16 protein-coding genes and 2 pseudogenes are annotated in these 22,843 nt (G+C 53.3%); 11 read left to right on the top strand and 7 right to left on the bottom strand.

What is annotated here, in order from left to right; translation table 11 throughout:
* Positions 1 to 33 precede the first annotated feature (33 nt).
* The 7 genes from LC334_RS19225 (at position 34) to LC334_RS19195 (ending at position 10,666) form a co-directional block, all read left to right on the top strand.
* Complete coding sequence (locus LC334_RS19225; RefSeq protein ID WP_085801936.1) at positions 34 to 837, top strand: DNA adenine methylase; 804 nt, start codon at positions 34 to 36, stop codon at positions 835 to 837.
* Positions 830 to 2,050, top strand: a complete 1,221-nt coding sequence (locus tag LC334_RS19220; protein ID WP_085801935.1) for a metallophosphoesterase — start codon at positions 830 to 832, stop codon at positions 2,048 to 2,050. The genes LC334_RS19225 and LC334_RS19220 overlap by 8 nt, the downstream gene beginning before the upstream one ends.
* The gene (locus LC334_RS19215; protein WP_085801934.1) at positions 2,047 to 3,903 is read left to right on the top strand and encodes an ORC-CDC6 family AAA ATPase; all 1,857 of its coding nucleotides are present in this window, start codon (positions 2,047 to 2,049) and stop codon (positions 3,901 to 3,903) included. The genes LC334_RS19220 and LC334_RS19215 overlap by 4 nt, the downstream gene beginning before the upstream one ends.
* Entirely contained in the window at positions 3,896 to 4,816 is a 921-nt protein-coding gene (locus tag LC334_RS19210; RefSeq protein WP_085801933.1) for a hypothetical protein, read from the top strand. The genes LC334_RS19215 and LC334_RS19210 overlap by 8 nt, the downstream gene beginning before the upstream one ends.
* 975 nt (positions 4,817 to 5,791) lie before the next feature.
* Positions 5,792 to 7,153, top strand: a complete 1,362-nt coding sequence (locus LC334_RS19205) for a hypothetical protein (protein ID WP_085801931.1) — start codon at positions 5,792 to 5,794, stop codon at positions 7,151 to 7,153.
* Between the two features lie 36 nt (positions 7,154 to 7,189).
* Positions 7,190 to 10,111 (top strand): UvrD-helicase domain-containing protein, encoded by a 2,922-nt coding sequence (locus LC334_RS19200; RefSeq protein WP_139836499.1) that lies wholly within the window; start codon positions 7,190 to 7,192, stop codon positions 10,109 to 10,111.
* A gap of 204 nt (positions 10,112 to 10,315) precedes the next feature.
* Entirely contained in the window at positions 10,316 to 10,666 is a 351-nt protein-coding gene (locus tag LC334_RS19195; RefSeq protein WP_176237755.1) for a lamin tail domain-containing protein, read from the top strand.
* 164 nt (positions 10,667 to 10,830) lie between these two features.
* On the opposite strand, the gene LC334_RS19190 is transcribed toward LC334_RS19195, so the two are convergent.
* Positions 10,831 to 11,562 carry an N-acetylmuramoyl-L-alanine amidase gene (locus LC334_RS19190; RefSeq protein ID WP_085801929.1) on the bottom strand — a complete coding sequence of 244 codons (732 nt, stop codon included), beginning with the start codon at positions 11,560 to 11,562 and terminating at the stop codon, positions 10,831 to 10,833.
* Between the two features lie 102 nt (positions 11,563 to 11,664).
* Between LC334_RS19190 and LC334_RS19185 the strand changes: the two are divergent.
* A pseudogene (locus tag LC334_RS19185) lies at positions 11,665 to 11,817 on the top strand (integrase core domain-containing protein); the annotation flags it as partial.
* Between the two features lie 194 nt (positions 11,818 to 12,011).
* Here LC334_RS19185 and LC334_RS19180 read toward each other — a convergent pair.
* Complete coding sequence (locus LC334_RS19180) at positions 12,012 to 12,413, bottom strand: hypothetical protein (protein ID WP_139836498.1); 402 nt, start codon at positions 12,411 to 12,413, stop codon at positions 12,012 to 12,014.
* 256 nt (positions 12,414 to 12,669) lie between these two features.
* Here LC334_RS19180 and LC334_RS19175 point away from each other — a divergent pair, with 256 nt between their 5' ends.
* Positions 12,670 to 13,239 carry a hypothetical protein gene (locus LC334_RS19175; RefSeq protein WP_223413081.1) on the top strand — a complete coding sequence of 190 codons (570 nt, stop codon included), beginning with the start codon at positions 12,670 to 12,672 and terminating at the stop codon, positions 13,237 to 13,239.
* Here the strand turns inward: LC334_RS19175 and LC334_RS19170 are convergent.
* A pseudogene (locus LC334_RS19170) lies at positions 13,214 to 13,593 on the bottom strand (DDE-type integrase/transposase/recombinase); the annotation flags it as partial. The gene LC334_RS19175 and the pseudogene LC334_RS19170 sit on opposite strands and share 26 nt — an antisense overlap.
* A 216-nt stretch (positions 13,594 to 13,809) precedes the next feature.
* Positions 13,810 to 14,184: a hypothetical protein gene (locus tag LC334_RS19165; RefSeq protein ID WP_085801927.1), complete on the bottom strand. Its 375-nt coding sequence runs from the start codon at positions 14,182 to 14,184 to the stop codon at positions 13,810 to 13,812.
* An 864-nt stretch (positions 14,185 to 15,048) separates the two neighbouring features.
* Here LC334_RS19165 and LC334_RS19160 point away from each other — a divergent pair.
* Positions 15,049 to 15,741, top strand: a complete 693-nt coding sequence (locus LC334_RS19160; protein WP_085801926.1) for a Crp/Fnr family transcriptional regulator — start codon at positions 15,049 to 15,051, stop codon at positions 15,739 to 15,741.
* A gap of 247 nt (positions 15,742 to 15,988) precedes the next feature.
* Positions 15,989 to 17,476, top strand: a complete 1,488-nt coding sequence (locus tag LC334_RS19155) for a M81 family metallopeptidase (protein ID WP_085801925.1) — start codon at positions 15,989 to 15,991, stop codon at positions 17,474 to 17,476.
* Here the strand turns inward: LC334_RS19155 and LC334_RS23215 are convergent.
* From LC334_RS23215 to LC334_RS19140, 3 genes are read right to left on the bottom strand one after another with little or no spacing between them, the layout of a single operon-like run.
* Positions 17,419 to 18,843, bottom strand: coding sequence for a Mur ligase family protein (locus tag LC334_RS23215; RefSeq protein WP_085801924.1), 1,425 nt, complete (start codon positions 18,841 to 18,843; stop codon positions 17,419 to 17,421). The genes LC334_RS19155 and LC334_RS23215 overlap by 58 nt on opposite strands.
* A gap of 40 nt (positions 18,844 to 18,883) precedes the next feature.
* Entirely contained in the window at positions 18,884 to 20,266 is a 1,383-nt protein-coding gene (locus LC334_RS19145; protein WP_085801923.1) for an N-acetylmuramoyl-L-alanine amidase, read from the bottom strand.
* Positions 20,266 to 22,572: a hypothetical protein gene (locus LC334_RS19140; RefSeq protein ID WP_223413080.1), complete on the bottom strand. Its 2,307-nt coding sequence runs from the start codon at positions 22,570 to 22,572 to the stop codon at positions 20,266 to 20,268. The genes LC334_RS19145 and LC334_RS19140 overlap by 1 nt, the downstream gene beginning before the upstream one ends.
* Positions 22,573 to 22,843 lie beyond the last annotated feature (271 nt).

Genomic DNA, 22,843 nt, shown 5'->3' with positions numbered 1-22,843 from the left:
TTAAGATCAGGGAGGTCGTGCTACCATGCGGAGATGAAGACCAAACCAAAGTTACTCAAATGGGCAGGAAGCAAATCACAGGTGTCAGATCGGATAAGCCCGTATCTGAGCTTCGATCAAGTTTACATTGAACCTTTTTGCGGCTCTGCCTTCTTCTTCTTCGACAATTCTCCCAGTGTAAGCTACCTGAATGACCTCAACTCTGACTTGATTAGCTTTTTCACGCACACACGTGAACTGCCGGACGAGGTTTGGTCTTACTATGATGCAATTCCTGTAGAGGAAGATGCCTTCTACGACGCAAGGGCGAAATATAATGAGCTGAGTGATTGTCCTGAAAAAGCGGGGCACTTTGTCTACCTCAACCACTTTTGCTTCAATGGTCTTTATCGAACCAATAAAGCAGGGCAATTCAATACTCCCTATGGCGGACGCCAAAAACCGAAAAAGAAGCTATCAAAGAACGATTTTCGGCAGTTTTCCCAAGCACTGAAACCTGCCCATCTTACTTCGAAAGATTTTGAAGATTTCCTAGATCAATTGAAGCCAGACAACGCGTGCATTTACATGGACCCACCCTACTTCACCAATGATGAGAGGGTGTTTGGCGAATATGGACCAAATACATTCAAGAACAAGGATTTAGAGCGCCTATTTGAAGTTTCCTTAAGACTCGCTAGCAGAAATAAGATTGTTGTTTCGTACAAGAACTGCTCAGAGTTCTCTGATATATTCCAAGAATACATAGTAGGCGATATCTCCGTTACTCGGAACGTTGGCGGCTTCGCAGGGCGGCGAAAGTCCGAGAAAGAACTAGTGGCAGTGCTGGGTGGTTGATTCATTGAAACGATTCTTAATTGTGAGTGATATTCATGCAATTTCGGAGGAGCTCTCTAAGCTCCCTCAAGAACATGGCTACCATGGAGAAGACGGAAGCAGTTTTCGAGTCGAGAACAGAACTCCCTCAAGCAACCCTGTTTTGGCAATTTCGGAATGTCTTAAAAATGACGATGAACCAATTGATGCGCTTATTTGCCTAGGTGATTTTGCTCATCAGGCCAAGAAGCTCGTTATGTTGCAGGTATGGCGTGATCTGCACGATGTTGCTGATGCTCTGGGCATACCAAAAGTTATTGGAATAACCGGGAACCATGATATCGCGACTCGCGTAGAGGACATGCAAAGCGCGGCAGGCAGGGTCGAGTTTCTAAAACAAATCCGGCCAAGTTTTCCGTCGGACGACGATGCGTTCAGTGGTGGCTACCATCAAAACGGTGTGGGCGCGCTGGAGTTGGGTGAGTGCCTCGTCGTTGCGGCTGACACATGTACGCTACATGGGTTGGGCAAGGACGGAACGACTTCCTCAAGCATTTGGTCGGTAGGCTACCTTACTCATGGAATGATTGATCGGATTCTTGAATCTATAGAAGAAAGCGCGTGTAGCCACGCATTGATTATTATGCACCATCATCCGCTGAAAGTCGATGGTGTCGTCGATACCGATTACGATGAAGTTCCAAATGGGCCCTTGCTTTTGGAGCGACTCACAAAGTCGTCAAAGACGTGTTTTGTGGTGCATGGCCACAAGCACCTCGTAAAGTTACGAAGGCCAGACGCGGATGCAAAGTATCCTGCTCTGCTGTCAGCGGCGAGTCTGGCAGCATACCCTTACCTTGGGCAGGGTAGCCATTACTCAAATCAGTTCCATTTGCTCGAATACGACACCTCAATAACGGAGAGAGCTCAAGGAACGGTGCTTTCCTGGGACTGGAGCGCCGCGCGTTGGGAGCCGAGCAAAAAACAATCGATGCCTCACGTCTCGAAGTTTGGCCCAGTACCTGATCTTGACAAAATCGAGCAGGCTCTCAAAGACCTTGGCATCGTTGCCTCGGTAAACCGCGCGAAGCTGCTCGAGGCGATACCTGAGATCGAATATCTAACTCTTGACGAAATTGAAGTGCTAAACGAGCGGTTAGACAGCACTGGGCTCGAGATCGTTATCAGGCAGTCCAAGGTAAGTGGTGCTATGGTACAAGAGGGTGAGACATGAGGATTAACTCGTCCTTTAATGCAAGGAACGCAACTCCCAGGCAGATTGCGGAGTCTTTCGTCGTCCCCGACTATTTCGAACAAGTGGCAGCCTTTCACAATTTGGTTTTGGTTGGACCGAGGGGGTTGGGCAAGACAACTATAATGAAGGCTTTGACGGCTTCCGGCCTCAAATATTTGCATCAGAGAGACGACCTCAAAGGTGTTTTGCGAGACATCGATTTTGGGTATGTACCCATCTACATTCCGGCAGAGTCCATATGGCGAGGTAATGCTCAATCGATTTCTGGAGCATTAAGCGAAGGGCACGAGCGAGATCATATACTTAATGGACTCTTTGTTGATCACTGTTTGCACCAACTGGTCTCTTCATTTGAAGACGCGCTAGTTAATGCAGACCTCGGCTCGGGAGAAGATTTTCATCCTTGGTCTGTTTTCCTCACTGAGATTGAAGAAAAGAAAGTGTGCAACGAGTGTTCCAAGTTTTGGGGGCTCCACAGGGCTCAGAACTCATTTGTTGGCCTGAAGCTCGCACTTCTTCAACGCTCGAACGAGTACCGTTCAGCAATCACGTCGCTTCCAGACAGGTCGGCTCTCGACATAGCGATGAATTATCCAAAGTATGACTTTCTGCTCATGCTTAAGGGCTTCTTTGACATAGTTGGAAGCCTGCGTAGCGGACTGAGATGGAGCGTTTGTTTTGATGAGATGGAGATCGCCCCCAAACGCGTTCTTATTCAGCTATATGAAAATTTGCGTTCGTTTGATCAAAGAGCGGTACTCAAGTTCTCTCTTTTTCCGTACATAGATTTCTACTCTTTTGAGCAACGGATGGCAGCGTCGGAACGTGGACCGACAGACGGTCAAGATTTCCACACAGTCATATTGGCAAACAAATTTGCCAACCCAGACTATTCGTTGGCGAAGCGCTTGATCACAAACGAATGTGCGCTTGCAGGAACTCACATTGGAGAGTTCGCAAGTTACCTAAACTCATCCTCAGCGATACATCGCGGGACAAGGCGCTTTACCGACAAGGGCTTTGAAAGAGACTATGTCGCGATCCACGCAATGGCTGCGCAGGCTGGTGACAAATCGTATGTCGAGTACATGAGACGCAACGGGATAAACAAATCCGGCGATCTTCAAGCCGTGACAGGAGAGAAAAAGAGAGCGCAACTAATCCGGAAACCGGCCCCGATTGCAGAGGTCCGTAGTTACTATCTAGTGAAAGGCGGAAAACGGCTAGATATTGATAGCCGTCGTACTTCGGCAAAAGGATTTGGGTATTACCATGGATATGATCAGATCTTGGCACTGACCGAGGGGAATCCTCGTGCAATCAAATATTACGTAACAGATTTGTTGCGAAGTTTGGCACGCAAGGAGAATTCGGCTGTCGCGCAGAACAGGGCAATCAGCCGGAATGTTGATCGCTTTAGAGCTCTGGTTTCGGCCCATACTTACTCGAGAGACATTGTGAGTGATCAAGTGCAGTCACCGTTGCAATTGGTCGATAAATTGGGCGACGCATTGAGCGAGGTCTTGCTGGGGCCAGAGTTCCAACCAGAACCTTCACTTTCGTATGAAGTCAAAAGACTGAATCCAGTATTGAGCGATGCCTTGGTGTTGGCGATCAATTCGGGTGCGTTGGTAGTGGATCAGTCAACGGGGGGAAAGCAATTGATCTTCGATCTTGAAGGCTGCCGCTTCCGCGTGTCCCATCGCCTTGCACCATTCTACAAGCTGCCGACGATCACTGGTCAACCGAGAATGCTTTCCGGTTTGCCCACTACGCGATTGTCGTACAGGGATCAGCCCGACCTGCTGAATTGGGAAAAAGACGATGGCTGATATTGCACTTATCGACCCTTCCGAAGCGCGGCCCGATGTATTCGTTGGTTGTGTAGGATACGAGCACCGCTCTCTTCAAGCCTTAAAGGAGATGGCTGCATCCGGATACAATGGCACGTCGTTTGTCTATGATTATCGTTCTGGTGATCTCCATTCGTATCTTGAAAACCTCGACGCTGAATGCCTGAAGGGCGCTGATCTGATCCATGACTTCAGTAAGCTCCTAAATCGCCTTGCTGATTATATTGATAACAATGAGAAAGCTTCAATTCTGCTCGACATCACCTCTCTTGATCGAGAAAAGATTGCGTTGCTCCTTCGGTGTATTTTTAAGAAGTCGAGTTGTGTCGGTTCCGTTACGATTTGTTACTTCCCCAGAGATTTCACCGAACCGTCTCATAGCTTGGACATAGTACGGTCCTTTGGACCTGTGCTTCCTGCGTTCATTGGCGAAGCCTCATTTTCTAGAGAGTCTTTGGCGCTGATAATTGGAGCCGGATATGAGTATGGCCGAGCTGTTGGGGCCATTGACCTTCTTGAACCAGATAGGATCTATTGTCTGACACCAGTCGGGACCGACCCACGGTTCGAGCGTGAGATCGAGAAAAACAACCTAGACTTTAGTTTTTTGGAAGAGGGTGAACTGCTTCAACGCTACGATCTTCTGAAGCCGGAGGCCCTCTTTTACGAGATCCGAAGAATTGTGGAGTTCGAGACGCATGAGCGAAACGTTCTAATTCTCCCTTTGGGGCCAAAGATCTTCGCTGCTGTATCACTGATTGTGGCACTAATTCTTCATCCGTCAGTCATGGTTTGGAGGCACTCGACTGCTACAAAGGTAGCGCCGGCTTCAACAGATGATGCTCGAGCCAGTGGTGTCGACATCCGGCTTGCATTTCGGTTCACGAGTTGACCTGACTGCCTTTCGTCATTGGCCAAATTGGTTCACGCTCTGTTAGATTTATGCATCCATGATACCAGCGTAGGCTCCTCGTTTTTGAAGCGGGCAACCGTACCAATGAGCATGAATTCAGTAGCATAGTGAACAATATTTCCAGTGTTAAAAGTCAGCTTTCATAGCTTGCAAATCTTCTCGTTGCATTGCGGCGAATGACCGGTTTCCTCCCGCCCGTGACGGGCCAACTTCGCCGAGGCGTATGGGCCCCCAAGTTCGATTGAATAATCTGAGCCACACTTCACCCATCGATACAGCGAAAAGGAGGATACCAATTTTGCTTCTGGTCGCTAGAGCGAAAAGTAATCTTGTGTGGTGGGATACTTGATCGAGGTCAACGCCAACCGAACCAGCAATTATACTCTTGAAGAAAATTGGAACACCTAATGAAGAGGAAATGAAGTGGCTAGTAACACCGAAAAAACAGGTAGGAAAGCAGCAACAGCGGCATCAAAAACGCTAAAAAACCCCAAGGCAAGCAAGGCTGCGAAGTCAGCCGCCGGCTCAGCCCTTGCACAATCCAACACTTTAAAGGTTACAAAACCAAAGGCGGCGAGTGCGGCTAGCAAGACCCTAAGGAGTAAGACTGCTTCAAAGGCAGCGAAGTCCGCAGCGGGTTCTGCATTGACTCAAAAGCCAAACAAGCGAAAAGGAGGAAAATAACACACTCAACTTGTCGGGTGTTTGGTGGAAAGTCGGTCGACTCGAGTTATGCGTCATAATGCGCATCAGCGCCTTGGGTGTTTTGGTTTTCGAATGCCTGGCTCAGGTAATTCAGAACATTTTCGAGCTCGCCTTGAACTCCGCTTTCCGCCCTGATCGATGACACTCACGATAGTGCTAACCATTCCTTCAGTCGCCTAAAGGTTGACGGATAGATTCCGATGCTGCTTCATTAACCTGCAACGCGCCTGAAGATCAAAGGATTGATAAATGAGCAAGGAACAACTGCCGGACTATTTGAAACAAGGCGAGGCCGCGCGACTGTTCCCCGTTTTATCAACCACTTCAAAAGAAGGGCGCACGACGTCAATTGTATTGGCATGCCTATGCAAAATTGATGAATTTGGCGCTCAACTGCTTGCGTCGGTCGGGCAAAAAGTTGGCAAACGAGCGTCGATCGAAACCTACACAGAAGTGGTCTTTCAAAAACAGACCGCTGAAATCAAAGACCGGCCTGATGGGCTGATTGCATTGAAAGTTGGAAGTCGTCAATGGCGCGCCCTGGTTGAGGCTAAAGTTGGGAATAGCGAGTTGGACCCCGACCAGATCGAGCGATACAGAGTGCTCGCAAAAGACAATGGTGTCGATTGCGTCATTTCAATATCCAACCAGTTCGCAACATCTCCAGACAGCCACCCTGTGGAAGCGGTTCGAAAAAGCAGATCAAAGATCCCTGTGTTTCACTGGTCCTGGATGCATATCCTGACGACAGCAGATTTGCTCGTTTCAGGAGAGGACGTCGCAGATATCGATCAATTGATGCTTCTCAATGAGCTTCGGCGCTTCCTGACACATGAAAGCGCTGGGGTAAAAGGCTTTGATCGCATGCCCAAGGAGTGGTCTGAACTCAACAAACTCATTTCCAGCGGTGGCGCGGTTCCAGCAAAGTCACCGATGGCGCAGGCGGTGCTAGAGGCTTGGCATCAGGAAACGCGCGATCTGTCGATGATCTTGAGCCGCATGACTGGAATGACGGTGGCGGAAAAGCTGCCTCGAAAACACATAGGCAACCCTGCGCAACGCCAAAAAGATGAACTGGGCGATCTGCGTGATAATCACAGCTTGAATTGTACGCTCACAATTCCCGATGCGGCCGCGCCAATTGAAGTAACAGCAGATGTCATGAGACGCTCTGTGGACGTTGGTATGACGCTCAGAGCACCCGACGACAAGAAGTCTACCAAGGCTCGCGTAAACTGGCTGCTCCGTCAGATCAAAGCGACGGATACAGAAGGGTTATTTGTCCGGCTTCTTTGGCCTGGCGGCAGTGAGCCAACCCAATATCCGGTTGCAGACTTGCGGGAAGATCCGGACTTAGCTTCCGAAGGCAAAGAGCATCTCGCCTCGCATGGTTTTCACATATTCCTGTCTGAAAGGCTTGGTGGAAAGTTCACACAGCAAACCAACTTCATTTCTGAGTTGGAGCGCATCGTTCCCAAGTTCTACGGCGAGACCGGGGCAAACCTTGCGGCCTGGGTCCGCAAAGCGCCGCAGATCAAATCAGAGCGTTCTAGCGGGGATGATGTGTCACCCAGCGGAATAGCTGAAGACGCTGAAGGCTTCGAAGCTTAGGGCTCGGAATTCTGAAATCAAAATCGGCAATATAGCGTGACCCAATCCGGCCACCATGAAATACTCAGAAGTAGATTTGCAGGAGCTTTGCTCTTCTTTTTCGGCTATCGGCGCAATGCCATCAGGCTCACAAGCACCGGGCTATCAATATCGGGTGGACATCCGAGAGATCTGACTTTCGCAGAACTGTCGGGGCCAATTGAGGTAACGAAAAAACTTTGGTTCGCGGCGATTTCGTTGCCTGCCCAGAGTGGGGACCTAAAGGTAGCTGGGTTCAAGCGAACTCAGGCACTCGATTTTGTGTCTTCGGCCAATGCGAATTGGCGGCACCACTTCACGCAACAAGTGGACGCTCTGGAGGAGGAATTGGGTGCGCTTGCCGAAGTTGCAAAGCGCCTTGAACAACCGAAGCGGTTTCCGTCAGCTTGTCTTCTTGAACCTTATTTGACACGCGCCATTGCGGTGTTTGATCGGCTACCAGATACCATTCCGGCCGATGTGTTGCCGCCAATTCAGCAGAAGATCGTCGATCAGGTGTCAAAGTTTCGGACCTCATCAAAGACCATGCGTCAGTCTGCCATAAAGGCTTTCCTCGATGCGGATATGGAGCAGATGCAGGAATTTTTTGACACAATCGAATCCAACCCACTGACGCCTGAGCAGCGTCTCGCGGTGGCAACCGATGAGGACGCGACGCTTGTCCTTGCTGGAGCCGGCTCTGGGAAGACAAGTGTCATCGTTGCAAAAGCGGCCTATCTGATACTGCGACAGATCAGGGAACCAGAAGAAATCCTATTGATGGCCTTCGGCAAGGACGCGGCTTCTGAGATGGCTACGCGTATTGAAGAGCGAGCCGGCGCAAAAGTTGATGCCCTGACTTTCCATGCTTTAGGCAACAGTATTATTCGCCAAGTAGAGAAAGGGGCGCCGGCACTAGCCGCACATGCGAGCGACGACAAACAATTCTCGGCACTGCTGCGAGATATCCTGTTCAAAGATATTGCAACGGAACCAGTTCTTGGTGCGCTGCTACTAAAGTGGTTCTCGGAATTCTATTGGCCGTACAAAAGTGAGTGGGACTTCAAAACCAAGGATGAGTATTTCCAATACATAGAATCTCATGAGCTGCGGACGCTTCAAGGCGACTTGGTAAAGAGCTTTGAGGAGTGGGAAATTGCCAATTGGCTGTACTTGAATGGCATCGCCTACGAGTATGAGCCTGACTACGAACACGACCTCCCCGAAAATATCAGGACAGCTTATACGCCTGATTTTCGATTGACTGAGAGCGGTGTTTACATCGAGCATTTCGGTGTGCGAAAATCCCGTGACCAAAGCGGACGCGAGATCCTTACGACAGCGCCGCATGTCGATCGCAATACCTACATCGAAGGTATGGAGTGGAAGCGGAAGGTACATGAGGATCACGGAACGATCCTCATCGAGACCTATAGCTACGATCGTGTTGAGGAGCGTTTGACTGAACGTCTCGAAGAGAAACTAGCACCTCATGCATCTTCCAATCCGATCCCCTCTGAGCAAATCTTTGAGCAATTGGAGGAGATGGGCCAAGTCGATGCATTCACACAGGTGCTGGGCACATTCCTGCGACATTTTAAAAGTTCAGCAGCAACGGTTGAACAATGTCTAAACCGGGCAGAAAAGTCACAAGATAAGGCACGAAGTGCTGCGTTCTTGAAGATCTTTGATCCTGTGATTGAAGCTTACCAAAAACGCTTGGGCGACCGCATCGACTTTGAAGATATGATCGTCCGCGCAACCGAACACGTAAGAGCGGGCCGATATTCAAGCCCTTATCGCCATCTTCTCGTGGATGAATTCCAGGACATTTCGGAGGGACGCGCCAGGTTGCTTAAGGCATTGAAGGCGCAACATGAAGACGCGCGTATTTTCGCTGTGGGAGATGATTGGCAGTCTATATACCGCTTCACGGGATCAGATATTCACTTAATGCGGGACTTCGGAGAGGAGTTTGGAGGCGTCTTCGCCGGTGAGTCGGGCGTGCACAGTTCCGTAGATCTGGGACGTACATTTCGAAGTGTTGACAAAATTGCTTTGCCCGCTCGAACTTTCGTTCTTCAAAACCCATCTCAGATCGCCAAGCAGGTGATCCCCGCTGGAACGACTGACACACCAGCAATCATGGTATTGCACTACGGTTGGGGCGGGGAAGATGAGGCACTTCAGATCGTACTGGAAAATCTAAACGCCTCTTCGAATGGGGTCCAAACGTCTGTATTGTTACTCGGGCGTTATAATTTCCTGGAACCAGACGGGTTTCCGCGACTTCGCAATAAGTACGCAAGCCTTTCTCTCAAATTTATGACCATTCATCGCTCGAAAGGCCTAGAAGCTGATCACGTCGTCATCTTGAAAGCAGCTTCTGGCCGCATGGGATTTCCTTCAGAAATTATAGATGATCCACTTTTGGATCTCGTTCTCCCAAAGCCAGAGGAATACGATCATGCTGAGGAAAGGAGATTGTTCTACGTTGCTCTCACGCGCGCTCGGACCTCTGTGACCGTTCTAGCGGATCGGCAAATGCCGTCGGTTTTTGCCCGCGAGCTGATTGCAAATCCAGACTATGGCGTTGTTGAGCTTGGCGAAGCGGGCGTCGCAGAGCATCGATGTGGCAAGTGTGGGGGCCGGATGCTTTCGCAAATCTCAAAAAACGGGCGACCCTATTTCCAGTGTGAACACCGAAAACTCTGCGGTGAGATCCTGCGGCCATGCAATGTTTGCGGGAAAGATCTCCCGATTAGCGACAAGGAAAAAACAGGCATATTGATCTGCAGCTGCGGTGCTAATTTTCCTGCGTGCCCGGAATGTTCTGACGGGTGGCTGATCGACCGAACTGGTAAGTGGGGTAAGTTTCTTGGATGCGTGAAGTATCCAGATTGCAAGGGATCCAAACGTTCTGAAAAAGTTAAGCGGTAAAGGCTCTCCCAATTTCCGGAACACATTTGTGCTAAGCCAGATTTTTTAGATTGCACAGCCGTGAATTGCGTCAGGCGAAACATGGTTTACTCGGCGGCGATAAGCATTTTGACCTGCTGACCGCGCCCGCCTGAAGTTTTGCCAATTGGTAACTCCAGCGATGTGATGACGCGGTTGGAGAGCCCGCGGAGCGGACAGCTGCAATTGGCCAAGCGTGAGATCTCGATCTTCTCCGCGATGATCCGGCCTCGAAGCCCAGAGACGGGTAAGGAATGGGTCTCTCTATTGAATCGGACGGAGGACGAGATCAATCTGAACGGATGGGTGATGCGGAGCAAGAACGGCCGCAAGGCGGTTCTGCAGGGACGCGTGGGGCCGGGGCGGATGCACATGATCGGGGGAGCTGACATAGGCACCCTGCGCCTGGGTAATCAGGGAGAAGATCTGATGCTGCGTAAGGCAGATAACGTGCTTGTTGATCATGTGACTTGGACACGAGAGGCGTTGTTAAGGGGAGGGCCCGGCATTTTCTATGAGTTCGAGCTAGGTCGCTAGTATTAGACCTGCCGTTTATATCCTTGCACCACTGTCGCTTTCCAGTCAAAGAGTGTGCCGCGAAGGTTCCCCAGAAGAAGTTCGACTTGGTGATCCGAACGGCGACGAATGTCTGCTTCAGCACGCGAGATTGAGTGTGGAACCATTTCTCAGCGAAAGTATATCTATGCACCAATCCTCGGCCACTCAAACGCTGGCCCTATATCTTCCTTTACGCCAGAAGGCTGATAATTCACGTGGCTACAAATCCCTTTGTAACTTCTAGCATCACTGGACGATGAAAACAGCTTGTAGCGATCCGGCTCAGCAAGAAAGTTTCTAGGAATATCATATTCGGGACAAACTACATCCAAAAGCGCGCTAAGTGACTTATATTGTTCACCAGAAAACGTCGCGTAGTATCGGTAACCACGATAAGGTTGCTCCAGATCATGGTAATATTGGGTTTCACCTACCTTACAGTATTTTGATCCGACATAATTCCACATCCAAGAACCACTTTTCGTAAGCCGCCCTAAACTAGATATCTCTATTGCAACTGCCCGCTTTGAATTAAATTCGTTTCCACCGACGGCTCGCGGACTTAAATGGTATGACCAATAATCTGGATTAAATAGCTGGATGATCTTACCTGAGCGGGCAATTACAAATGGCACACTCACATGGTAGTTATCTGTCGTTAATGTATCCAAATCACCGCTCAAATATCCTGCGGTATAATGCAACGCGACCATACTTTTTTGCACTCTGGATGCATAATAGTAGTTGCCCCGTCCTTGAGGGCGATAGACGAGGACATCCAAGCCCTTATACGTCGCCGCGCTTATTTCTCCTCTAGACCGCCACCACGCAATGTCATTTTCTTCCTTCGCAACAATATCTTGAACTACAGGCATCCAATAACTCCCTTGTCAACACTATATCTATGGCCCAATGGTTAAGCGACAGACCGTTGCCCGTCAAATTTCTAGAATATGAATTTGCCCATCTTTGATGCACTGCGTGCCTACGACAGCGTGTCCGCCGCCCGTGAAAGCCTTGCCCGATACCTGACATTCTACAATACGAGGAGACCACATTCATCGCTGGACGGGCAAACGCCCGATCAGGTATATCAGACCAAGCCAAAACCGATCTTGGTGGCGGCGTAGCCTAGCAGGAAATCCACTTAAGAAACGGCTCGGAACTGTTAAAACAAACCGAACCACCTCTGTTCCACAGATTTGGTGAACAGCCCAAAATTCGAAGATCGGAACTTTCGACGAGACTGCTCAAACAGCCTAATTCTCACGAAGTCAAAACGGCCCGGCAAGGTATTGCAGGGCCGTCAAACTTAGTTGCAGTCTTACAGTACTTGGGCTCCGATTACCGAGTAACTGTAATCGGTAACAGGAATTGAGCCGCTGCGAGTACACCCGAGACGGACACGACTGCCAGCAGGGATAGTTTTTACCCGGTCATAGCTTCCATAGTTGATGCCTCGGCGCCAGCGCACGCGTACCGTAGCCCGAACAGGACGATCGCGACGTCGATTGACAACGAATGCGATGGATCCAGCGTTAGCGAATCCACAACGGCCGTTGTGCGAAATGTAAGCGGCAAGCGCTAAAGCAAAAGCTTCTTCGCCCATTTGCTTGAGTTCACCTTCAGACGCCTCTAATTCTTCAGCGGCCCAAGGCTCCACATACGTATCGTCATCGCTGTCAAAAACTGCGAGTTCTTCAGCTATTTGAGCTAGTGTGCTCATCATATTTCTCCTCACGTTCGGCGAGCATGAAGCTCGCAAGATGTTGCACCTGACCAACCTCTGCTTGCTCTAGAGGATCTTTTTCGATCTCGACAAGAGCACGGCCAAGTCACACCAACAACTGGTGTGGCCTTGATATTCGACTCTGCCACTCCGATTGTATGTGGGAATCCCCACACTCATGCGGTGAACTTAGGGGGCTGAGATGAACGACCTGATAGATTAGTTAAAGTTCGTCTCATTGTTCAGTCTCCTTATGGATGCAGAACTGGAGCGAGTGAGCGAAAGAACTCGGTCTAGAAGGATACCTCGCGGATTTGGGCAATGCGGTCATTTGTCGAAGTCGAACCGTCGGGTTCCCATCAGAACCGCTGAGACCTTTGCAGCACGCCGGATGATTGGCCGGATTGCGGACCGCTTCGGCATGACGCCAGACAAGCTGGTCGGTGATACGGGCTACGGATCGGCAGAGATGCTTGGATGGCTGGTCGAAGAACGCGGCATCACCCTACACATTCCGATCTGGGGCACATCGAAACGGTCGGACGGCACTTTCTCACGTGAGGACTTTGCCTATGACCCCGCGACCGATAGCTATACCTGCTCAGGTGGCAAGGTGCTGCAGACTTATCGCCAGAACTTCTCCAAACCACGAAAAGCCAATGGCGGCAAGTGCAGCTTCATCAGATACCGCGCCGCCAAGCATGACCGCGGCGAATGTCCCTTGAAACCGCAATTCTGTCCGGGAGATCCCGCAAGGCACCTCATGCGTTCCATCCATGAATCTGCCCGAGACGTTGACCGTAACGTTGCAAATTTTTTCTGAGTATTTTCAATGCGGTCGGTTTGTTTTTTCGTTTCGTGACAACGCTTTCCAGAATCTCGCTTTAATGACCCACGACCCGCCAGAGATAATGGCGCTCGCCGTTGATCTTCACGAAAACCTCGTAATCGTGCCACCGCCATTTCGAGAATGCACGCAGGTGTTGAACTCGCTTTCTGCGGGTTTCGGAGGCAAACAGCGGACCAAACTTGTCCACCAATATCGCACGGCTTTGTGGCTGACGTCGATGCCGCGCTCATGAGGCAAGTCCTCGACGTTCCTGAGCGAAAGTGGGAAGAGAACGTAAAGCATCACCGCCAAGCGGATGATTTCAGGACTCGATTGATGAATTTGAATGGGCCGTGTTTGGCCATGCGGACAAAGTAGGGGGTGGTTGAACGTTCCTCGAGGCGAGTTCCTCTGACATGACCTCGCTTGCATTGATTTCCAGCTCATCGAACCGGTCGAGTGGTGGGTCAGAATTCGCTCGCAAGCATGATGGTAAGAACGCGGTAGGTACAGCATTCGTGGGAGGGGGAGGATGTGGCTTCCCCCTCCCGGCGCTGGCCCCGATCAGTAGGTCGTGAGCCAATACCTGGAGCCGTTCGGCTTGCCGTGGTTTTCGACGACGATCTTGAATTCGCCGGTCCATGCGGGGACGAAGTTCACGTACTCGTAGCAGTCATAGGATGTCGACTTGGTGATCAAGTGCCCGTTGTCGTCATAGATCCAGAGATCGATGTCAGAACGGCAATCCCCGTCCAACTCGATCTCGGCAAGGTACCCACCCTCGAATACCTCATAGTAGACCTCGTTGCCATTGGCGGAAACGAAACCTTCTGGGTAGGGGCCGGGGTCCCACGATCTAGCGTTTACGACCGATCCGAAACCGGTGGCCGTCAGCATCATAGCTGCAATAGTGGAATTTCGCATAAGCATCTTGGTCATCCTTTCCTTAAGTTCAGCGGGCAACGACCCGCATATTGAAAAACTTGACCAGTTTATTCTGCGTCAAAGAACTTCCTCCGTTCTCCTCATACTTGCGGTCAAGTCACACCAACCACTGGTGTGGGCTTTATGTTCCGCCTCAATGCTTCGATTGTATGTGAGAAAACCCACATTGCTGCGTCGAACTAGTGTCCCAAGTCTGATAGTTGCCATTGGCGCGATCCATTTTGAAAGGCGATCCCGATTGGGTTCGGTCGAGCGTCTAGATCTGGGACTTCTCGCATAGGCACAGCACTGTCGCTCGCTCAGGAAGCTCGAGATAAAACCCCACGAAGTCGGCGACGTTTCACTCGAACAGCGGGTCTTTGGAGATCTTGAAGCCCATCATAAGATACGACTGGAGACCGGCCTCCGCAAAGGTGAGACCCATGCTCGGCGGCGAGATGCTCACGACCTCGGCCATCGAACGCCGACTCCAATGGGTGGCGTTTGGCGGGCTCTCCCACACCATGTTGGCGACGACCTACTGCCGCGCTTCCGGCACAAAGGCGGCACCTGGGCGGGCGGGTTTTGTCGCGCTTAAGCCCAACCGCACCTCCGTCGAGATAACTCTCCAGACTGCACCAGACGGTCGGCTTCGACGCCTTCGCTCTCCTCAAGATCTCAAACGTGCCGTGGCCGTCTGACGTCGTCAGATCTATCTCTGCCCGTCACGCTAGCTTGCGCGGGGCGTTACGGTTGGCGATAACAGAAGGTCATCGGTGCTCGGATACCGGCGGATGTCATCGCGTTTCATTATCCGAGCATGACATAATGGCATGGTTATGGAATCCTATGTCAGATGGAGAAAACTAGGAGGCAAAGGTGGTTGACCTGAAAGAATCGCTGAAAAAAATCTCTTTGTTTGCCTCAATGTCGCATACAGATTTGGCGTTTATAGCGGAAAGAACTAAAACCCTCAGCATTTGCAGTCAGGAGCTACTTTTCTCTGCCGGAGAAAAAAGCTCCGACGTATACTTCATTTTCGAAGGGAAGCTCGCCGTGAAGTATTTTTCCGAATCCGGACGCGAGATTTCATATACTACTGTGTCATCAGGAAGTATACTGGGCGAGTTCTCCGCGGTAGATCTCCTGCCACGCTCCGCAACCGTAGTTTGTGAAGACGACGCAATCCTCGGCAAAATGAAATCAAATTACTTTAGCGAGATTTTAGTCAGGTTTCCTGTCGTTGCTGAAACAGTGATTAACAAGTTAGTTGAGAAAAACCGTAGATTGGTAAACCGAATCTTCGAATATGATGCCCTCACTCTTCGGCAGAGAATTTGTAGGGAAATACTCAGAATCCAAGCGCAGAGAGAACGCGAATCCGGGAAGAAAACGAGAAAATTATCAAATTTTCCAACCCACTATCATATCGCAACAATGATTGGCAGCCATCGAGAGGCGGTAAGTCGCGAGTTATCGTCTCTTGAGAAGTCTGGAGTAATTACATCCGGAAGAAGAACACTCCAAATTGAACGCCAAGACCTATTAAGTATGCTCGCAAACTCACACTAGGTGCATTTATCGGGGCGAGCTGTTGAACGGGGAGGCGTTCCCTACACTCTGAGAAGCGCAATTTCCCATCGACGAGTTAGGGCGTTGGCGCTACAATACCGCAAGGCCGCAAAGCTCACTGGTGGGCTACAAGCCGCCCGCTCCGATGGCCTGCAACTGATGGATCAAAGACCATCCGTGCAATAGCATTCGACCCGGAATAATCCTATGGGAACGGCTCACCAAACATCGACTAGGACTGTCCCCAATGACGCATACTTTCATCGCCTGCCTCGGAACCGAGACAAATTCGTTCTCATCGCTGCCGACGGGTCTTGAGACATTCCAGGAGACGATGCTCTGCCGATGCGGTACGCCGCTGGACGAAGAGGCGCTTTTCGCGACACCTCTCCGCTATTGGCGCCAGATGATCGAGGCAGCGGGCGATACGGTGAGTATCGGCCTCGCTGCCTTTGCGCAGCCGGGCGGCATAACTGCCGCTCCCGTCTACCGTGCACTTCGTGACGAGCTCTTGGCTGATCTGCGTGCCGCAGGCCCTGTCGAGCGGGTCATGCTATTTATGCATGGCGCCATGATCGCGGATGGATGCGACGACTGTGAAGGCGATGTTCTGGAACGAGTGCGCGCGATAGTGGGCCCAGGAACGGTGATCGGCGTACTACTCGATCTCCATTGCAGTGTTACCGAGCAGATGGTCGTTCACGCCGATATCATCGTCACCTACAAGGAATACCCTCATGTCGACGTCACAGAGCGCGCTAGGGAGGTCTATACGCTCTGCCACCGAGCGGCTCGCCGAGAAATCCGCCCGGTGATGGCGGTGGTCGATTGCCGAATGGTCTCAATGTGGTACACGACGACCGAGCCGATGATGGGGATAGTCCGGGCGATGCAGGCAGAAGAAGGGCGAGGCCGGACACTCTCCGTCTCCTTTGCCCATGGCTTTCCCTGGAGCGACGTGCCTGATACGTCGGCGAAATTGCTCGTAGTCGCCGATTCAGACCAAGCCTCCGCTAAAGCCGTCGCTCGGCAGATCGCCCGCCGAATTTGGGAGGTTCGCGAGGATACCTTACCGCAACCGGTCGCCATCGAGGTCGCGCTTGACGCGGTGGAGGCGGCAACCAGCGCGCCACTCGTGCTAGCGGATGTCTCTGACAATCCGGGTGGTGGAGCACCTTCAGATTCCACCTTCATCCTCCGCGCGATGATCGCGCGCGGCATGCGCGACATCGTCAGCGGCTACTATTGGGACCCCACTGCGGTACGCCTATGCGCTGAGGCCGGCGAAGGTGCGCGGCTCGCGCTCAGGGTCGGCGGCAAATGCGGGCCTACCTCCGGCGATCCGATCGATCTTGAGGTCACCGTTGTACGCGTGCTCGAAGAGGCTACTCAGGCTTTCGGCACGAGCTCACGGCGCAGGCTGGGGATGGCAGCCCTCGTTCGCTCGGCCTCCGGGATCGAGTTGGTGCTCACATCGCTTAGGGTGCAGGTTCTCCATCCTGACGGGTTTGAGCAGTTTGGCATTCGTCTTGCGGAGCGGCGCGCGGTCGTGGTCAAGTCCACTCAGCATTTCTACGCCGGATTTTGTGAAATCGCGGCAGAGGTGCTCTATGTCGATGCACCTGGGGCTACGCGCCAAGAATTCTCGTCCATCCCCTATCGTAAGTACTTGGCGCCCTATTGGCCGAAGATCACGGATCCCTTCTCCAACATACCGACAAGCCGCGAGGCATAGTCCGCGAGCTCGTCATCGCGCGCGCCCATTATGACTACCCTGTCACCCGCTCGTGCCCGCGCCAGCAGGGGCTCCATCGCAGCATCGCGGTGACCGACGACCATTGCATCCCGCCCAAGGTTAACCAAGGGATCTACGAGCTGGCTGATACTCAAATCGCGGTTTACCGTGCCACCAAAATAGATGGGCTCAGTGACGATCAAGAAGTCCGCTGGCGCTAAATGCTCGATGAACACATCGATGAAGTCGTCCATCAAATGGTGAAGCGGCCCGAAGCCATGAGGCTGGAAGAGCAGCAAGAGACGCCCTGGCCTTTGATGGAGGCAGGCGAGACTCGCCTGGATCTTGTGAGGATTGTGCGCGAAATCGTCGATTACCAAGACTCCACGGGCCTTGCCCACGATATCGAGCCGACGCCGGAGCCCGCTAAATGCTGCCAGCGCCTGCGCGCCTGCCGAGAGTGGGATGCCGCAGAACGCGGCCGTAGCGAGCGCCGCCAAAGCATTAGAGAGATTGTGAGTGCCAGGGACGGCGAGGCTGAGCGGTACCGGCCGGTCGTCCCCCGCTTGCCAAAGCAGGCAGGTGAGTCCCTCGGCATCATGCTTGATGTCTCGGGCAACGAGATCAGCCATCTCCGCCTCGATGCCAAAGCTCCGCAAGCTCGCCTTTGGCAGATCTGCCGCCAGTGCCCGCGATTCCGGATCGTCGAGATTGACCACCCTCGCCTCGGCCCGTGCGAGATAACCACCGAAGAGCTCCCGCAGCTCCTCGAGCGGCTTATGGTCCCGAGCGACATTTGTCAGGACCGCGATGGATGCAGTGTAGGCTGCGATCGAGCCGTCGCTCTCGTCAATTTCGCTGACGAAGTGTTCCTTCCCGTCGATGACGACGCTCCCGAAAGGGTCGGCGACGTCGGTAAAGTCCTTCATAAACGCGCCGTTTACGATAATCGGCTCGAGACCGCAACGATGCATTATCAAGCCGATCATCGCGGTCGTTGTCGATTTGCCGCTTGTGCCAGCGATCCCGACGCTGTGGGGCGCTGCGTTGAAGAGCTCGGCGAGCAGGTCAGCCCGTCGAAGTCGACCAGCGCCGAGCGCCTTTGCTGCCATCACGTCCGGAACCGTGTCCTCCACCGCCGCGGAGGTCACCAAGACTTGGTCGTACCGGCAGACACCGCTACCGTCTTGCGGGAAGAGCTGTACACCAAGGCGTCGTAGGAAATCCGATTTCTCGACGGTCCGCCCCTGATCGAAGGCCCGGTCCGATCCCTCGACGATATGTCCCTGCCGATGCACCAACGTGGCGAGCGGAAGCATCCCGCTGCCGCCGATGCCGCTGAAGAAATACCGCCGTCGCTCGGTCACCGCGCTCTCCTATTGCTGGTACTCACTGCTGGTACTCAACTCATGCGATGGAAGTACCAACAACATTGATTTTGACGCTCTTGATCAGCTCGGCAGTGCGCCACTCGAGCCTTCCGTCGCCACTGTTCCACGGGTCGGGACCCGTGCGCCGAGACCCGCTATAGTAGTGCTGCTCGAACATCTGAAGTGCCCTCGCTGTGATTAGCCCGAAAATGCCGTCGAATGGCTCACAATAGTAGCCAATTTCCGAGAGGTCGCGCTGCAGTTCCTCGACCGCGCCCGAGACCGACGGCAGTCGCTCGCCGCCATAGGTATGGGTTGCGTCATTATCGCCGCGGTGTAATACGCCATCGCTAACAAGTGCAAAGTAGCCGCCATAAATCTGGGGATCAGGCGTCTCCGCTTTTGCGATCAAGCCGATGCCCTTGGCTTCGAGCCGCTCCCAAGGGAAAGCGGATCCCGGATCTGTGGATTTACGGCCGTGCAGCGTTGGTGGGCGTTTATTGCGCGCGTTTAAGGCGACATCGCTATGCCCTACCACGCGCTCACGCGGGATCTCGGGATGGGCCTCGAGCAGTCGTTCCACGAGCGCAACGGTCGCATCCACTTGGGCCCCCTGATATTCGTCGCCGGTCGCATGGGTCATCTCGATCCCGATGCTACTGGCGTTCAACTCCTCGCGGCCCAGCCAATAGCTCCGACCGGCATGCCAGGCGAGCTTATCCTCGGCGATCATCTTGTAGATACCGCCGTCGGGTGCCACCAGATAATGGACTGACACAACCCCTCCATACAGGAACCAATACGCGTCCTTGCCGGGATTGGTATCGCCGGTGTGATGGATGACGATTGTGTCGATGGGGTGTGGGCGCTTCTCGAAACCCCTGCAACGCATCCATTTGGGTTTCAGCCCTATACGGATATGGCCATGCACCAAATAGTCGATCCACTCCGGCGGGTCGGCCGCCACCACCCGACCACCCGCTAGCTCAACGCTGCCTAAGAACGTGTCCCAAATCCGCTCAACGTTCGGATCGGTGGGCAAACCAGGCCCCGGCGGCCCGTCCTGCATCTGCGCGGGCGATGGCGTGACGCTCAGTCCGTGATGGCCATCTGTCAGTGCTGAGAGATCGAGCGTCGCGTTCCCGTGAGCGTTGGTAGTGGCTTGTACAGTTCCGATCACTACGGCGCAGTCCGGCACGCCTTCCAGCCGCTTCCCCGAGCCGAAGAGCGCCCGGTTCGCCACCACTACTTTGTGGCCCGCGCGACCATCCGTCTCCAAGTGGCTCGGCTGCGGGCCGGCCGCCGGGTCGGGGCCGAATTGCGGGAAAGGCTCCGGATGGGGAAACCGCATCTGCATGTTCTCGCTGCGCTCGTCGAGTTCGAACTCTTCGATCTCCCAAGGATCGCTGGTGCCCGACATTACCGCGGCCCCGAGTAGAAGGGCCGCAGTGTAATACTTGGCGGCGGCGGAGCGGGATGCCCGTCGGATCGGAACTGGAACACGAAGTAGGGCGGGATGCAGACACCTCGCTGATCGTCACGCGCGGCCCATTTGTCGTCCGGACGCTTCTGGCCATAGGCAGCAGGGTCATAGCGGCGGCCCGTTATATCCTCGAAGTACGAGACGTCCACGCCAGCTGGGCGCTCACGCGGGAAAAACACAAGCCGCTCTAGACGCTCCTGGAACGTAGACCCATCATACTCCATTGGCTTCGCACAGATATAGTCGTCACGGCAAGGGTTGGCAAAGTCGCAGGCTCGCTCGCCGCTGTAGGAGGTGAAGATCTCGAAGCAGGTATTTACAGAGTACACATAATTCTTCCAGTCGGCATCGGGCATAGTCTGGCGCTCCCCAATGGCGGCGATGCATCCGTTGAAGCCACTCGATGCGGTGAGTGCGCAGGTCGCCTCCTCTGGCAGGTTGGAGCATTCTGACAGCCGAAGGCTGCCAGCGGGAAAACCGCCCGTCAGGAAGTCGCGCCGGGCATCGTGGCATTCCATCGGCGCTGGCAGATATCCAGTCTCCCCCTCTTTGAGCTGACAAGCCGGATGCATGCGGGGGCTGAGTCCGATGTAGAACTCCTGATGGCCGCCATAATAGGAATTCCCCGGCGGCGGGTCCCTAGGGAGAAATTTCGGCAAGATGCGCGTCTCCCGCAGGATAGGGTTTTGGGGTGCCGGAATTACTTCCGGCTTTGTGCGCTTATAAAGATCGCGACTGAAGATATCTGTCGAAACAGTACCGTGCTGGAGAGGGTCTCCGATCTTTCGCTGATCCTTTGGCGGCACGCATGTACCAATCCCCGGAATGCCGTCTGAGCGGAACACCTGCTCGCAGACGAGCCCCGATTGGCAGCTCCACTTGCGCGCACTCTCGGATTGCGAGGCCTCGATGACGCATGTGCCTCCCCAGCCGCCGATCAGTTGGGTCCTGCTTAGCGCATCTTTGTACCGCGCCAGCGGGCGCGCGCTGTATCCATTCAGCAGGTCCTCGTCCGTCAGCGTCTCACCATAGGCGATCTTGCGGATCAAATCGATTCGGCGCGGGATATCGCCGAAGAAATGTGGCGACGCTGGCAGCAAGACTGAGTTGGAGGCATGCGTCCCCTCCCGATCCGCGCCGGGAAAATGAAAGCCTGCGATCGCGCGGGTCTGATGGCAGCCGGAGCAGGTGCTCTCATTCAACCGCGCGCGAAAATCGTCGGTCGACTGGATGAAGCGCAGCGTGACGCCCGCAACTTCTGCCGCCTTTATCGCTTCCGCAATCTCGTCATCGTGGATGATTGCGTGCTCTGGCGCGCCGAGCGCGTTCCAATAACTTTGGTTTTCCGACCGATGCATGCCTCCGGGTGAGACCGAGATCGCCCGTTTAGACAACAGCCCGAGTGCCGGATCGATGCTTATGATGCCGAGGTCGAGCGCGGCTACGCTCTCGGGCTCTTGGAGGAACGCCACGAGTTTTGTGCGATTCTCGCGCTTGAATTCGCAGAGCGCATCCGAGTCCGCAGCAGTACAGGTTAGCGAGTTGCGGTCGATCTGGTTCGGCAGCGATGCGATCTCAAATTCCTTGGTCGCCGCGTTCCATGTAAACACGCGAAGCAAATAGATCGCCTCGGTTCCGAAGTCGCTCGGATCCGAATCGGCCGGCTTGCGATACGCTTGTATGTTGAGCTCTAGGCGCGAGATGTTCGGGCCGTCTAGCCACGCAAAGGGTGATTGGGCCGGGTTACGAATCATCTCGAACACAGCCTCCTTTGCGGCCGATGCCGGAGCCACACTTCTGTTCAACAAGGTGAGCCAGCGTTTCGCCATCGGCTGGCAGTCCTCGGGCTTCTCGGCCGCAGGGAAGACGAGGTTGAGTGTCGCCGGTAGGCGCGATTTCTGGCTGCCCTCGCGGATGCTGTACGTAAAACGATAGATTACGCTAATCTCGCCACAGATGCTCGCCGAGCGTCCTCGAAGGAACTGACGGTCCATCCGATTAACGACGCCCACAAGCTCCACAGTCGACTTCGGGTCTGTCAGAAAGTCGAGGTTCATCTGCGGATCGGGCGCGCTACGCGTGTAGCGAAGCTCGGTGAGATCGTCCTTAATGGTGCTCGTGACAGCGGCCATCTGCGGAAGATTGAACGGGTTACCTTGCAGATTGTTTTCATGCGCTAACTTGAACGTCGGTTCCTGCCGGATCACCCTAGTCTGTTCTTCGATGAGATGAACGAAGTTCAACGATGTTTGGCAAGTTGTCTCGATCGGATAGCAATCGAGCTCCGTGATCGTCGCCGGATCTGCGATATAAGGCCCTGGAGGCGGAGCAACGAATTGATATTCCTGAGAATACGCCGTGGAGCAAATCAAAATTCCTACGGTGATTGAGAAAGCGCATCGGAGCATGAGCGCTATTTTACCAGAAAGGTATCACACCAATAAAGCACTTTTTACAAGGGGTGATACCGGTTTGCTGGCTCGCTGCCTCTCGGCTCAAAGACTTGCCGCCGCT

It is taken from the genome of Roseovarius aestuarii (assembly GCF_019966515.1).
GTDB classification, from domain to species: Bacteria; Pseudomonadota; Alphaproteobacteria; order Rhodobacterales; family Rhodobacteraceae; genus Roseovarius; species Roseovarius aestuarii.
The sequence above is the reverse complement of the archived record's forward strand: the minus strand, read 5'-3'. Positions and strand labels throughout refer to the sequence as shown.

Coding starts and splice junctions, on each gene's coding strand:
- LC334_RS19225 (WP_085801936.1), top strand. CDS start 34: ATGAAGACCAAACCAAAGTTACTCAAATGGGCAGGAAGCAAATCACAG.
- LC334_RS19215 (WP_085801934.1), top strand. CDS start 2,047: ATGAGGATTAACTCGTCCTTTAATGCAAGGAACGCAACTCCCAGGCAG.
- LC334_RS19210 (WP_085801933.1), top strand. CDS start 3,896: ATGGCTGATATTGCACTTATCGACCCTTCCGAAGCGCGGCCCGATGTA.
- LC334_RS19205 (WP_085801931.1), top strand. CDS start 5,792: ATGAGCAAGGAACAACTGCCGGACTATTTGAAACAAGGCGAGGCCGCG.
- LC334_RS19190 (WP_085801929.1), bottom strand. CDS start 11,562: ATGCCTGTAGTTCAAGATATTGTTGCGAAGGAAGAAAATGACATTGCG.
- LC334_RS19180 (WP_139836498.1), bottom strand. CDS start 12,413: ATGAGCACACTAGCTCAAATAGCTGAAGAACTCGCAGTTTTTGACAGC.
- LC334_RS19175 (WP_223413081.1), top strand. CDS start 12,670: ATGGATGCAGAACTGGAGCGAGTGAGCGAAAGAACTCGGTCTAGAAGG.
- LC334_RS19165 (WP_085801927.1), bottom strand. CDS start 14,184: ATGACCAAGATGCTTATGCGAAATTCCACTATTGCAGCTATGATGCTG.
- LC334_RS19155 (WP_085801925.1), top strand. CDS start 15,989: ATGACGCATACTTTCATCGCCTGCCTCGGAACCGAGACAAATTCGTTC.
- LC334_RS19145 (WP_085801923.1), bottom strand. CDS start 20,266: ATGTCGGGCACCAGCGATCCTTGGGAGATCGAAGAGTTCGAACTCGAC.